The organism is Thioclava sp. ISO4 (assembly GCF_058105145.1).
The window spans coordinates 2,665,602-2,678,163 of the sequence record NZ_CM176571.1 but is presented as its reverse complement, the minus strand read 5'-3'; the positions used below and the strand labels follow the sequence as shown (position 1 = coordinate 2,678,163).

Sequence of the window (12,562 nt, the reverse complement as noted above, 5' to 3'; positions counted from 1 at the left end):
TGCAGGCCGATGTTGAGAGCCTGCGCGGATCGTCTTACCCCTCCTGACGCACCACCCTGAACATCGCGCGGCGCTCGTCCGGCGTCATCTCCGCCAGATGCTCGGCGCGGGTTTTCTGGCGTGGCGTGTACGGCGTCTGACCCTCCGCAAAGCCAGAGCTGGCGGGCATCGGTGCGGGCTGCTCGAATTGGGGCGCGGCGCGGAAATCGCGTCCGGCAGGTTTGGGCTGGGGCTCGTTCAGCGGCGGCATTTCCAGCGGCTTGATCCGGGCGCCCGTGACGGTGAAACGGCGCGGGGCGCGGCCTGCATCGTGAATGTCTTCCGCCTCGCCGGTATTGCGCAGAGGCTCTGCCACGAAACATCCCAGCACCCGCGTCACCGCCCCGAAATCATCCGTCAGCGGCAGCATCACCAGATGGCCCGCCAGCCCCGGCTTGCCGATCCCGGCCTCCGAGACCAGCTGCGCCTCGGCGATGGCGGGGCGCGCGAAAACGGCCTCGGTCAGATCGGCGATCTGCTTGCGGCCGTCGGGTGCGAAAAGCGAGGTCAGGGGCATTCCGCGCACCTCCATCCCCATCAGGTCGCAAATGTGCTGCCCTGCGAGACGAAACCGCCCCATGCCCGGCGCGACCCGTTCGAGGATGAAGGCGAATTCCAGCGCGCGGTCGATGCCGCGCGGATCGATATCGGCGCGCGTGGGCATCGGGCGCCCGGCCAGCAGCGCCTCCCAATATGCGCGCAGCTCGTTGCCGATCCGGCGACCTTTGGCCGAGGCGGGGGATGCGGCGTTGCTGTCGGTCTCGCGATCCATTTCAATCACCCTTGCTTCGTCCCGCGCGGCACGGGCGCGGGGTGGCTGTCTCGCGCCCGGCGATCCGGCGGCACATGCCGCGTTGCGGTTGACCGTCAGGGCGAAATCGTTACTGAACTCTTACCGGGGCCAAGTTAGGCCATTTTTTCGTCATATGGGGAAAGAAACTCTTAAATGGTTAAACCCGCTCCAGAGCCGCGCCCGGAGGGGGCGCCCGCCGCCGCCGCGACTGTTTCGATGACCGGATTTGCCGCCGGACAGGGGAGCGGCGCGGGGCATGACTGGAGCTGGGATCTGCGCTCGGTCAACGGAAAAGGGTTCGACCTGCGGCTGCGGCTGCCCGATATCGAGGGGCTGGAGCCCGCGCTGCGCAAGGCGGTCGGCGACCGGGTCGCGCGGGGCAATGTCACGCTGAACCTCAAGCTCACGCAGGCCGCAGGCAGCGCCGCGATGCGGATCGAGCCCGACGTGCTCAATGCCGCCCTTGCCGCCGTAGACAAGGTCGAGCGCGCCGCCGAGCGCAAGGGCGTGGCGCTGGCGCCGCTCAAGCCGAGCGATCTGATGGCGATGCGCGGAGTGGTCGATCACTCGGGCGGCACGATCGAGGATCCCGCGGCGCTGCTGGCCGCGCTGCTGGAGAGTTTCGAGCCTGTCCTCGAGAGCTTCGTCTTGATGCGCCGCGAAGAAGGCGCCCGGACCGGCGCCTTGCTGGCCGCGCGCATCGACGAGATCGCCACGCTGACCGACGAGGCCGCTGATGCCGCCGCGGCGCGCGCCCCGAAAGCCGCAGAGACATTGAAGGCCGCCCTTGCGCGGGTGATGGAGGCCACCGAGGCCGATCCCGACCGGGTCGCGCAGGAACTTGCCCTGATCGCGATCAAGGCTGATGTCACCGAAGAGATTGAGCGGCTCCGCGTCCATGTCGAGGCGGCTCGTGCGCTTCTCGCCGAGACCGGGCCCGTGGGCCGCAAGTTCGAGTTTCTCGCGCAGGAATTCGTCCGCGAGGCCAATACGCTGTGCTCGAAATCGGGCGATGCGGAGTTGACGCGGATCGGTCTGGCGTTGAAATACGCGATCGACCAGCTGCGCGAGCAGATCCAGAACGTAGAGTAATTCCGATGCCCGATACCAGCCGCCGCGGCCTTCTCATCATCCTTTCTTCGCCCTCCGGCGCAGGCAAATCCACGCTGGCCAAGCGGCTGATGACCTGGGATCCGACGCTGCGCTTCTCGGTCTCGGCCACGACGCGCGATCCGCGCCCGGGCGAGAGCGACGGGGTCGAGTATTTCTTCAAGTCCCGCGCCGAGTTCGAGAAGATGGTCGATCAGGGCGACATGCTGGAACATGCCGAGGTTTTCGGCAATTTCTACGGCACGCCGAAAGGCCCGGTGGAGGCCGCGATGGGCGAGGGGCGCGATACGCTGTTCGACGTCGATTGGCAGGGCGGGCAGCAGATCCGCAACTCCTCGCTGGGCAAGGACGTGGTCTCGATCTTCATCCTGCCGCCCTCGATCGCGGCGCTGGAAGAGCGGTTGCGCAGCCGCGCGCAGGACAGCGATGCCGTGATCAACGGCCGGATGGAAAAATCGCTCGCCGAAATCAGCCATTGGTCGGAATATGACTATGTTCTGGTCAATGACGATCTCGACCGCGCCGAAGAGCAGTTGCGCACGATCCTGACCGCCGAGCGCAGCCGCCGCGACCGTCAGACCGGACTGAATGAATTCGTGCGAAAACTGAACAGGGAGTTCGAGACGAGATGATTTACGAACTGGACGGGATCGCGCCCGAAATCGCCGAAGACGCATGGGTCGCGCCGGACGCCAATCTGATCGGCAAGGTAGTGCTGGAGGCCGAGGCCTCGGTCTGGTTCGGCGCCACTCTGCGCGGCGATAACGAGGAAATCCGCGTGGGTGCGGGCTCGAACCTGCAGGAGAACGTCGTCTGCCACACCGATATGGGCTTTCCGCTGGTGATCGGCGCGAATTGCACGGTCGGGCACAAGGCGATGCTGCATGGCTGCACGATCGGGGACGGCTCGCTGATTGGCATGGGGGCGACGGTGCTCAACGGCGCGAAGATCGGCAAGGGCTGCCTGATCGGCGCGGGCGCGCTGATCACCGAAGGCAAGGAAATCCCCGATGGCAGCCTCGTGATGGGCGCGCCGGGCAAGGTGGTGCGCCAGCTCGACGAGAAGGCGCTGCAGGCGCTTCTGGGCTCGGCCGCGCATTACCGCGAGAATGCCGCGCGCTTCTCGAAGGGGCTCAAAGCGATCGGCTAATTGTCGCGAAACTGATCTATCGGCAGGGTGAATATGTCGAAGTCGATCTCGGGATGCGCGGCGCGCACCTCCTGCCGGATCGCGGCGATATTCGGCAGCGGGCGGGAATAGGCCCGCAGCTTGCCGGTGAAGCCGAACGCGTCGAGCCGGTTTGCGAGATCGAGAATGTCGAACCTCTCCGACAGAAGAGGGGCCAGCACCAGTTCGGGGCGTAGCTTCACCATCTTTTGAGCTGTGATCTGGTCGTATTGCAGCACCTGGATCGCCTGGCCGGAGATCTCTTTGAGCGAAGACGGCAACTCACGCGCGGGGTCGACCAGCAGCAGGTTGCTGGTCTCAGACGCCTTCACGCATTGAAAGAGAACGGCTTGTAAAGCGAGACGGGAACGGGGGGTCCTTGACATAGTAATAGTGCAAACCTCATCGCCCCCGCGGTGTAAGTTACTGGGCCCGGAAAGGACCCTTGAAATACACGCCAAGGTTTAACTTTTTTCCCTCCTCTCCACAAGCTATTGATTGCGAACTGCGAAGCGTGAGTTGCAAAACCACTGTGCGCTTGGACTTTTTGGGCATGGCAAGGCTTTACAGCTCGCGCCGCTTCGCTCAAACCTTGCCGCGACAGCGATGGCAGGTTGGGAGGCATGGCAATGAGCCAAGGGGCGATCGGACAGGTTCTCGATGCGCTGCCGAGCGCGGTTTTGCTGATCGGGCGCGACGAGCGGATCGCGCAGGGCAACCTCGCCGCCAACCGGCTTTTCGGCACGCAGTTTCTGGGGCGTCCCTATGTGACGGTGCTGCGCCAGCCCGGTTTCGGTGCGGCGGTGAGCGCGGCACTTCGCGGCGCGCGGCCCGATCCGGTGCGCCTGCGGCTGCATCCCACGGGTCAGGCCGAGACGATCACGCTGGTGCATTTCTCGCCGCTGCCGCCCGCACCCGAAGGCCCGCTTTCCACGAATTCGGTTCTGGCGAGTTTCGAGGACATCACGGCGCTGGAGACCGCCGAAGCGATGCGGCGCGATTTCGTGGCCAATGTCAGCCACGAGCTGCGCACGCCGCTGACCGCGCTGATGGGCTTCATCGAGACGCTGCGCTCGAGCGCGCGCGACGATGCGGCGGCGCGGGATCGGTTCCTGTCGATCATGGAGCGCGAAGCCGCGCGGATGAACCGTCTGGTGGGCGATCTTCTGTCGCTGAGCCGCGTCGAGGGCGAGGAGCGGATGCGGCCCACCGGCAGGGTCGATCTGGCGCTGGTGCTCAAGGGGGTCACGCAGACGCTCGAACCCGTCGCCGAGGCGGCACAGGTGAAGCTGATCTCCGAGGGCGAGACCGGGGCCTTGCCGGTGCAGGGCGACCCCGATCAGCTCACGCAGGTCTTCTCGAACCTCGTGGAGAACGCGATCAAATATGGCGGGCAGGGCGGCGAGGTGCGTCTGCGCGTCTCGGCGATCGCGCATGAGCCGGTGCTGCGCGGCAAAGCCTATCGCGTCGATGTGATCGACCGCGGCGAGGGGATCGACGAACAGCATCTGCCTCGCATCACCGAGCGCTTCTACCGTGTCGACACCCACCGCTCGCGCGAGAAGGGCGGCACCGGGCTGGGGCTCGCCATCGTCAAGCATATCGTGGCGCGCCACCGTGGCCGGTTCCGCGTCGACAGCAAGAAGGGCGAGGGCAGCTGCTTCACGGTGATCCTGCCTGCGGTCTGAGGGCGCGCTGGCGCGACCCGGTTGCGGCCCGCGAAAAGCGCGGAGCTTCTATCACTTCCGCGTCGCGCTCCCTTGAACCGGGAGGCGCAAACCGATAGCTTTAGAGCAACTTCAAATCGGAGGGCGTAATCATGGCGCCCAAGCGTCCCCGGTCGGCGGGCGCGCTCCCGACAGCTGCATCGCCCGCGCGGGCGGTGAAACCGGCTCAGGTCGAGTCCCCCGCGACCAAATCCGCCAAGTCCGGCGAGGGGCTATATGCCGCTCTCGACCTTGGCACCAACAGTTGCCGGATGCTGATTGCCCGTCCAAGGGGTTCTCAGTTTCAGGTGGTGGATAGCTTCTCAAAAGCCGTCCAGCTGGGCCAAGGTCTTGAAACCTATGGCCGTTTGTCGCGCAGCTCGATGTCGCGCACCGTTCAGGCTTTGCAAATCTGCCGCCGCAAGATCGAAACGCACGGGGTCACCCGGATGCGGCTGGTGGCGACCGAGGCCTGCCGCCGCGCCAAGAACGCGCGCGATTTCATCCGCTATGTGCGCCGCGAGACCGGCCTGCCGCTGGAGATCATCCCGCCCGAGGAAGAGGCGCGGCTGGCCGTGATCTCCTGCGCCTCGCTGGTGTCGCCCAATTCCGAGCAGGTGCTGGTGGTCGATATCGGCGGCGGCTCGACAGAGCTGGTCTGGATCGACCTCGAGGACGTGCCGCCCGGCGACCGCGCCCGCGCGATCATGCGGCTCTCGAAAGGGTTCAACCAGCCCGACGGCCCCGATCCGGCAGCGCGGGTGGTGGACTGGATTTCGGTGCCGCTCGGGGTCGCGACGCTCAAGGATCAATTCGCCGATGTCGAGGACGATGCCGCGCGGTTTGCCCTGATGAGCTGGTTCTTCGAGGAAAAGCTCGCCGATTTCACGCCCTATGCGGCGGGCAGCCCGCAGGATGGCTTCCAGATCATCGGCACCTCGGGCACGGTGACCACGGTCGCGGCCTGCCACCTCAACCTGAAGCGCTACGACCGCAACCGGGTGGACGGGCTGACGATGACCTCGGGAGAGATCGACGCGGTGATCCGCTCCTTCCTGCAGCTCGGACCTGCCGGGCGGCGCTCGGATCCGCGGATCGGGCGCGACCGGCACACGTTGATCATGTCCGGCGCAGCAATTCTCCAGGCCCTGATGCGGGTCTGGCCCACCGACCAGATGTCCATTGCCGACCGTGGCCTGCGCGAGGGGCTCCTCTATGCGCAAATGGCCGGAGACGGCGTGTTAGAAGAGATGAAATGATGGCGAAGACACCCAGCGGCAAGAACACTTCCGGACGTGGGCAGCGCGACCTGCGCGTGCGTGTGAAGACGGCGAGGGGGCGCAAGCTCTCCTCGACCCTCTGGCTGGAGCGGCAGCTGAACGACCCTTACGTGCAGCGCGCGAAGAAAGAGGGCTATCGCGGCCGTGCGGCCTACAAAATCCTCGAGCTGGACGACAAGTATCGCTTCCTCGTGCCCGGCGCGCGGGTGGTCGATCTGGGCTGCGCGCCCGGCGGCTGGTGTCAGGTGGCGGTCAAGCGCGTGAACGCTCTTGGCGAGAAATCGGGCAAGAAGGTCGGCACCGTGCTCGGCGTCGATCTGCAGGAGGTCGATCCGATCGCGGGCGCCGAAATCCACGTGCTCGATTTCCTCGAAGAAGGCGCCGACGACAAGGTCAAGGAATGGCTCGGCGGGTCTGCGGATGTGGTGATGTCGGATATGGCGGCCTCCTCCTCGGGGCACCAGAACACCGACCACCTGCGCATCATCACGCTGTGCGAAGCGGCGGCGGAGTTCGCCTTCGACGTGCTCGAAGAGGGCGGCACTTTCGTCGCCAAGGTCCTCGCAGGTGGCGCAGAGCAGGGGCTGATGACGATCCTGAAGAAAAACTTCACCAAGGTCGCGAATGTGAAGCCGCCGGCCTCGCGCTCGGACAGCTCGGAGAAATTCGTGGTCGCACAGGGATTTCGCGGGCGGCGGCACGAGGAGGACTGAGCCGCGACTGTCTCACCCCCGAGACAGGTGTCGGCCCGCTCAGCGGGAATTTACGTTGTGTAAGGTCCGAATCGGCCTAACCTGCTTGAGCTTTCATAGGCTGCGCAAGAGAGGGAGGCTTTCGCATGCCGTCACTGCATACAGGCGTTCCGCGCCAACATGCCGATATCGTGCGCGAGGTCGTCTCTTCGCCGAAATCCGCCACGCGGGCGGGGTTCGCGGCCAGCTGGCGCCGCTCGATGATCCATCACCGTATCGACCCCGAAACCGGCGGGCGCAACGAGCGCCTGACCCAGGCCGAGATGCGCGAGCGGCGCGAGCGGGCGGGTCTGATGATGCGGATCGCCTCGCCGGTGCTCGACCGGCTGTCGCGCGCGGCAGGCGATGCGGGCTGCACGGTGCTTCTGTCGGATGCGGGCGGGCTGGTGCTCGATGAACGTCTGCGCGACGCGGATGTCGATGATTTCCATTCCTCGAACCTAGCGCCCGGCTCGGACTGGTCCGAAGGGGTCGAGGGCACCAACGGCATCGGCACCTGCGTGGCCGAGGCGCGCCCCGTCACCGTCTGGCGCGATCAGCATTTCCGCACCCGCAACACCGTGCTGACCTGCATGGGCTCGCCCATCTTCGGCGCGCAGGGCGATCTGGCGGGGGTGATCGACGTCAGCTCCGCGCGCTCGGACATGACCGAGGGCTATGCGCGCCTCGTGGCGCTGACCGTGCAGGACGCGGCGCATCGGATCGAGGCGGACCTGTTCCGCGCCTCCTATGACGGCGCGCGCATCCTCTCGACCGGCTCGGGCGAGACCGGGGCGCAGGGCGTGATGCTCCTGGCGCTCGACCGCGACGATCTGGTCGTCGGCGCGACCCGCGCCGCGCGGCGGCATCTCGGGATCGAGGCGGGGCAGATCGGCCAGCTTCCGGCGTCGGACCTGCTGGAACACGGCATCCGCAACGGGCTGGAAGAGGCGCAACGCTCCGAAATGGCCCGCGCGCTGGCCCGCAACGGCGGCAATGTCTCGGCGGCGGCGCGCGATCTCGGCATCGGGCGGGCGACGTTCTATCGCAAGGCCAAGGCGCTCAATCTCGGCGTCTGAGATAAGACGTGAATCGGGCAGGGGCCTTTGTCGCGCTTGACGTCGACCTTCGCGAGACCACCTCATCCAAGAGGGTCATGTCACACTGTTTGTCGAAGGGCTCGAACCCGGATATTGATGTCACCGTGCCGTCGAGGTGACGAGACGTGGAGCCACAGATCGTCCGCCTTTGCCGATAAGCCCGAAGGAGGTCCGCCATCACTGCGCAAATGCTTGCTGCCCTCATCCTGTTGCCGTTCCTGTTCATCGCGATCTACGCGGGCGTCCACGAGTTCCTGCGTTACAAATCGCAGGGCCGGGCGAATTACGGCCTGATCTTCGATGAGGAGACGGGAACCTCCTATGTGACCGGGATTGATGACGCCGAAGAGGGGTTCGACCCTGAAGATTTCGATCCCAACGACTACAACGATCCCGAGGTGGGCGGGGCAACCGATGAGAGCAAATCCTGAACGTTGCCGCCCCTGAGCCTCGCCGATCGAGCTCTGATCGCTGGTGATGCGAAAATTCCGCGGCAGGTCACGCAGATAGAAAAAGCCCCGCGACACGGCGCGGGGCTTTTCGTTTGTTCTCAACTGAGGTCGAGCGATCAACCGTAGACCAGTTTCGGCAGCCAGATGATGATCTCCGGGAAGAACATGCACAGCAGCAGGCCGACGATCTGAAGCGCCAGGAACGGCAGCGCCGAGCGGAAGATATCGCCCATCGGAATTTCCGGCGGCGCCACCCCGCGCAGATAGAACAGCGCATAGCCGAAAGGCGGCGACAGGAAGCTCATCTGCATGTTCACGAGGTAGAGCACCCCGAACCACAGCACGAGATCGTCGGGATCGCTCAGCCCGAAGGCCTCGGCCCCGAGCGCCTTCACGATCGGCACGAAGATCGGCACGCAGAGCAACAGGATGCCGACCCAGTCGAGGAACATCCCGAGAATGATCAGCACGAGCTGCATGATGATCAGGATGCCCCAAGGCCCGAGCCCGGTCGCCTGCAGCGCGTTCTGCACGAATTGCTGGCCGCCCTCGAGCACGTAGAGCCCGACGAAGATCGTCGCCCCGAACATGATCCAGATGACCATCGCCGAGGCCTTGAGCGTCGTGACCGCGGCCTCGCGGATCGTCTGCCAGTCGAGCTTGCGGTGAATCGCCGCCACGATGATCGCGCCGAACGTACCGATGCCTGCGGCTTCCACCGGGGTCGCGACGCCGGTGAAGATCACGCCCAGCACGATCACGATCAGCGAGATCGGCGCGGACATGTTGCTCATCAGGCGGATTTTCTCGCGTCCCGAGATGCGCTCTTCCATCGGGATGGGCGGGCCCATCTCGGGGTTGATCGCGCAGCGGATCAGCACATAGGCCACATACATGCCCGACAGGAGAAGGCCGGGAATGACCGCGCCGATGAACAGCTCGCCCACCGATTGCTCGGCCACGACCGCGTAGATGATCGCGAGGATCGACGGCGGGATCAGGATGCCGAGCGTGCCGCCCGCCATGATCGAGCCCATCGCGATCTTCGCGTTATATCCGCGATCGAGCATCGCCGGCAGCGCGATGATCCCCATCGTGACCACGGCTGCCCCGATCACGCCCACCATTGCGGCGAGCACGGTCGAGGCGATGATCGTGGCCGCAGCCAGACCGCCGCGCACCCCGCCCAGCACCTTGTAGATGACGTCGAACATCTCGTTGATGATCCCCGCCCTCTCCAGCATTGACGCCATGAAGATGAACAGGGGGATCGCCGAAAGCTGATAATTCGTCATCAGCGGGAAGATGCGGCTCGGCACGATGTTGAGCGCACGTTCGTCGCCCAGCACGAACAGGAAGACACAGGCCAGACCGCCCGTGACGAAGGCCAGTGGAAGCCCTGCCATCAGCAGGACGACCAGCGAGCCGAACATGATGAGTGTCAGCCACTCGATTCCAATCTCAAGTCCCATTTATCAGCCCCTGCCCATTACGATCCGCAGATCTTGTGCGAATTTCGAAATGCCCTGCAGAACAAGCAGCAGAGCGCCGATCACCATGACCCATTTCATCGGCCACAGAGGCACCTCCCATTCGTTGAAGCTGATCTCGCCCCAGCGGACATTCGCATCGGTCCACTGTGCGAAGTTCCAGTTCGCCAGCATCTCGCCGGTCGGAATTTCGCCGCGCGCCCATTGCGAGATGAGCCCGTTGCCCGTGGGCACGGCGATCGCGTCCATCGCGAAGATCCACGACGTTACGAGCAACGTGCCCGCGAAGATGAAGAAGAAGACCGAGGTCAGCAGGTCGACCCACGCTTTGCGCGGTTTCGACAGCGGCGCGTAGAAGATGTCGACGCGCACATGGCTTTCGGTCAACATCGCATAGGCGCCCGAGATCAGGTATTGCATCCCGAACATCAGATACATCGCCTCATGCGCCCAGTTGGTCGGGCTGTTGAAGACGTAGCGGCTGATGACCTCGAAATAATAGACGAAGACCGCGATGATCGCCCAATAGCTGACGAATTCGCCCGCCTTGAGCGACAGCCGGTCGATCCAGCCCGTCCAGCCTTGCGAGATGTGACGGGAGTCGTCTTTCATCTCCTCGTCTTCGAGCGCTTCGAGGCGCCGCTCGATCTCGCTTTCCTCCTCATGCTCGGGCAGCGTGGCATTCGCCCGCCGCACCAGCATCGGAAGCAGGAGCGCATCGATGACGATCCCTGCGAGCAGCACCCAGAAGGCATATTTCGAGATGCTGCGCCATTTCGCGAGCACGGCTGCAGCCGCCTCCCTCTTCGGGCGCGCCTCGACGAGATCGGCCTGCGCCTGTTCGATCACGGCCTCGCCATCGGTGATCCGCTTCTCGGCGCGATCGACATTTCGCTGCGCGCGCTTCTCGGCAAAGCTGCCCTCTTCGGCGGCGGCGAGTTCCTCGCGCAGCTTGGGCAGATCAGCCTTTGCAGTGTCGACGCGTTCCTGTTCGCGCTCCAGCGAGCGCTCGGCCATGCGCACCACGTTCGACATGTCCGAGACTGTGCCGCGCGCGTCGTGACCTTGCGCATTCGCATAGAGAATGGCGATGAAGACCGGGATGAAGAGAAAGCCCAGCAGGCTTTTCACATAGAAGCGATGCAGTCCCAGCATCCCCCCGGTCACGAGAATGAAATAGCCCAAGGAGAGCGAATAACGCCGCTCCGTCTTGCGTGGCCGGTTGGCCAGCGTGGCCGCAATGATCGGGAAGAGGATCAGCCCCGCCCAATAGGCCCAATGCGGTAGAGTGAAGTCGATACTGGGCATTGCCCACCCCCTGTTGCCGGGACGCGCCCGGCCATCAGTTGAACCGGGCCCGCGCCAAAGGGCGGGCCCGTCAGACTGTCTTTGCGATCAAATCAGAGCTTCAGTTCCAGACCGTCGACCAGATCGGGCGTCACATAGCCCAGCGAGCCGGACATCATGTAATCGAGCTGCGTCTTGAAGATCCGCGCGCTGTCCTTGTCGCGATTGGCGTATTTGAACCAGATCGGAACGGCGACTTCGGTCATTAGCTCCACATCGTCCTGGCTCAGGCGCGTGACCTCGGTGCCGTCGGCTTCGAACTTGGCCCAGGCCTCCTGGTCGGCCTTCTGGATCGCCGCGTGATGCATGTCGGAATAGACGTGGGTCTCCATCTCGACGAATTGCTGCATCTGCGGGCTGAGCTTGTTCCAGGCATCCATGCCGACGGTGATGTCCATGATGTCCACCGGCTGGTAGAGCGACATCATGCCGGGCGGGCCCATCGAGATGTAGCTGGTCACCTGGCTGAAGCCGAGCGCGTAGTTCACCGCCGGGCCCACATAGTCGGCCACGTCGATCGTGCCTTTTTCCAGCGCCGGGAAGATTTCCGAGCCCGGAAGCACGGTGGTCTCCGCGCCGATCTCGCCAAAGACATCGGCGACCATGCCGCCCGGAAGGCGCATCTTGCGGCCCCGGAAGTCGTCGATCGAGCGGATCGGCACCTTGGAGTGGATGATGTTCGGGCCGTGATGGACGGGGCCCACGAAATACATGCCCTGCGCCGCATAAAGCTCGCGCGCCATCTCCAGCCCGCCGAGGCCGTAATAGAACACGTCGAATTCATGCGGGTTGCGCAGACCGAGCGGATAGGACGTCAGGAACACACCCGCCGGGATGATGCCCTGCACGTAGATGGTGAACGGGTTGACCGCGTCGAGCACGCCGTTCTTCACCGCGTCGTAAAGCTGGAAATCCCCCACGACGTCATTCGCGCCGAAAGGCTGGAAGGCGAGCTCGCCGCCGGTCTTTTCCTGAATCGTGGCGCACCAGTCCTTGAAGGTCTGAAGGCCGACGCCGCCCGGCCACGACGTCTGGATTTTCCAGGTCGTGCCATTGGCTTGGGCCGAGGCGATATGCGGCGCGGCAAGGCTGGCAGCGCCCGCCGCTGCGAGCGTACGCAACGCATGTCTGCGAGTGGTCAGATTTTTCATGGTTCCTCCCCGTTTGGTTGCGACCCCGACAGATGCGGGGCCGAAGTGAGAGAGAGGTCGAAAACACGCGATGGCTCTCCTCCAAGAATATCGCGCACCCGTGAGGCGGCGTGATTAACCTGCTTCCGGCTTCTCCTCAAAAGCGGAAACTCTCTTTCCTCTCCCTGTACATGCGAGGTTTGCACGGGATTTGTC

13 protein-coding genes are annotated in these 12,562 nt (G+C 64.6%); 8 read left to right on the top strand and 5 right to left on the bottom strand.

What is annotated here, in order from left to right; genetic code table 11:
- Positions 1-34: 34 nt before the first annotated feature.
- A complete protein-coding gene (locus tag AC2TZ7_RS13160) occupies positions 35-811 on the bottom strand; it encodes a PAS domain-containing protein (RefSeq protein ID WP_489864575.1) in 777 nt (258 codons plus the stop codon).
- Positions 812-985: 174 nt separating this feature from the next.
- Here AC2TZ7_RS13160 and AC2TZ7_RS13155 point away from each other — a divergent pair, with 174 nt between their 5' ends.
- From AC2TZ7_RS13155 to AC2TZ7_RS13145, 3 genes are read left to right on the top strand one after another with little or no spacing between them, the layout of a single operon-like run.
- Positions 986-1,924 carry a YicC/YloC family endoribonuclease gene (locus tag AC2TZ7_RS13155; RefSeq protein ID WP_489864574.1) on the top strand — a complete coding sequence of 313 codons (939 nt, stop codon included), beginning with the start codon at positions 986-988 and terminating at the stop codon, positions 1,922-1,924.
- A 5-nt stretch (positions 1,925-1,929) separates the two neighbouring features.
- Positions 1,930-2,574 (top strand): guanylate kinase, encoded by a 645-nt coding sequence (gene gmk / locus AC2TZ7_RS13150; RefSeq protein ID WP_078540803.1) that lies wholly within the window; start codon positions 1,930-1,932, stop codon positions 2,572-2,574.
- Entirely contained in the window at positions 2,571-3,092 is a 522-nt protein-coding gene (locus tag AC2TZ7_RS13145; protein ID WP_489864573.1) for a gamma carbonic anhydrase family protein, read from the top strand. The genes gmk and AC2TZ7_RS13145 overlap by 4 nt, the downstream gene beginning before the upstream one ends.
- Here the strand turns inward: AC2TZ7_RS13145 and AC2TZ7_RS13140 are convergent.
- The gene (locus AC2TZ7_RS13140) at positions 3,089-3,442 is read right to left on the bottom strand and encodes a hypothetical protein (RefSeq protein ID WP_489864572.1); all 354 of its coding nucleotides are present in this window, start codon (positions 3,440-3,442) and stop codon (positions 3,089-3,091) included. The two genes, AC2TZ7_RS13145 and AC2TZ7_RS13140, sit on opposite strands and share 4 nt — an antisense overlap.
- 297 nt (positions 3,443-3,739) lie before the next feature.
- Between AC2TZ7_RS13140 and AC2TZ7_RS13135 the strand changes: the two genes are divergently transcribed.
- The 5 genes from AC2TZ7_RS13135 to AC2TZ7_RS13115 all read left to right on the top strand — a co-directional run bounded on the left by AC2TZ7_RS13135 (position 3,740) and on the right by AC2TZ7_RS13115 (position 8,358).
- Complete coding sequence (locus AC2TZ7_RS13135) at positions 3,740-4,798, top strand: sensor histidine kinase (RefSeq protein ID WP_489864571.1); 1,059 nt, start codon at positions 3,740-3,742, stop codon at positions 4,796-4,798.
- Positions 4,799-4,929: 131 nt separating this feature from the next.
- On the top strand, positions 4,930-6,075 hold the full coding sequence (locus AC2TZ7_RS13130) for a Ppx/GppA phosphatase family protein (RefSeq protein WP_098411044.1): 1,146 nt from the start codon (positions 4,930-4,932) through the stop codon (positions 6,073-6,075).
- Positions 6,075-6,809: an RlmE family RNA methyltransferase gene (locus tag AC2TZ7_RS13125; protein WP_098412509.1), complete on the top strand. Its 735-nt coding sequence runs from the start codon at positions 6,075-6,077 to the stop codon at positions 6,807-6,809. Before AC2TZ7_RS13130 ends, AC2TZ7_RS13125 begins: the two co-directional genes overlap by 1 nt.
- A gap of 125 nt (positions 6,810-6,934) precedes the next feature.
- Positions 6,935-7,906, top strand: coding sequence for a GAF domain-containing protein (locus AC2TZ7_RS13120; RefSeq protein WP_078520769.1), 972 nt, complete (start codon positions 6,935-6,937; stop codon positions 7,904-7,906).
- A gap of 209 nt (positions 7,907-8,115) precedes the next feature.
- Positions 8,116-8,358 carry a hypothetical protein gene (locus AC2TZ7_RS13115; RefSeq protein ID WP_489864570.1) on the top strand — a complete coding sequence of 81 codons (243 nt, stop codon included), beginning with the start codon at positions 8,116-8,118 and terminating at the stop codon, positions 8,356-8,358.
- A 137-nt stretch (positions 8,359-8,495) separates the two neighbouring features.
- Here AC2TZ7_RS13115 and AC2TZ7_RS13110 read toward each other — a convergent pair whose 3' ends face one another.
- From AC2TZ7_RS13110 to dctP, 3 genes are all read right to left on the bottom strand, one after another.
- Positions 8,496-9,851 carry a TRAP transporter large permease gene (locus AC2TZ7_RS13110; protein WP_489864569.1) on the bottom strand — a complete coding sequence of 452 codons (1,356 nt, stop codon included), beginning with the start codon at positions 9,849-9,851 and terminating at the stop codon, positions 8,496-8,498.
- A 3-nt stretch (positions 9,852-9,854) separates the two neighbouring features.
- Positions 9,855-11,177, bottom strand: coding sequence for a TRAP transporter small permease subunit (locus AC2TZ7_RS13105; protein WP_489864568.1), 1,323 nt, complete (start codon positions 11,175-11,177; stop codon positions 9,855-9,857).
- Positions 11,178-11,269: 92 nt separating this feature from the next.
- Entirely contained in the window at positions 11,270-12,367 is a 1,098-nt protein-coding gene (gene dctP, locus AC2TZ7_RS13100; RefSeq protein ID WP_098411040.1) for a TRAP transporter substrate-binding protein DctP, read from the bottom strand.
- Positions 12,368-12,562 lie beyond the last annotated feature (195 nt).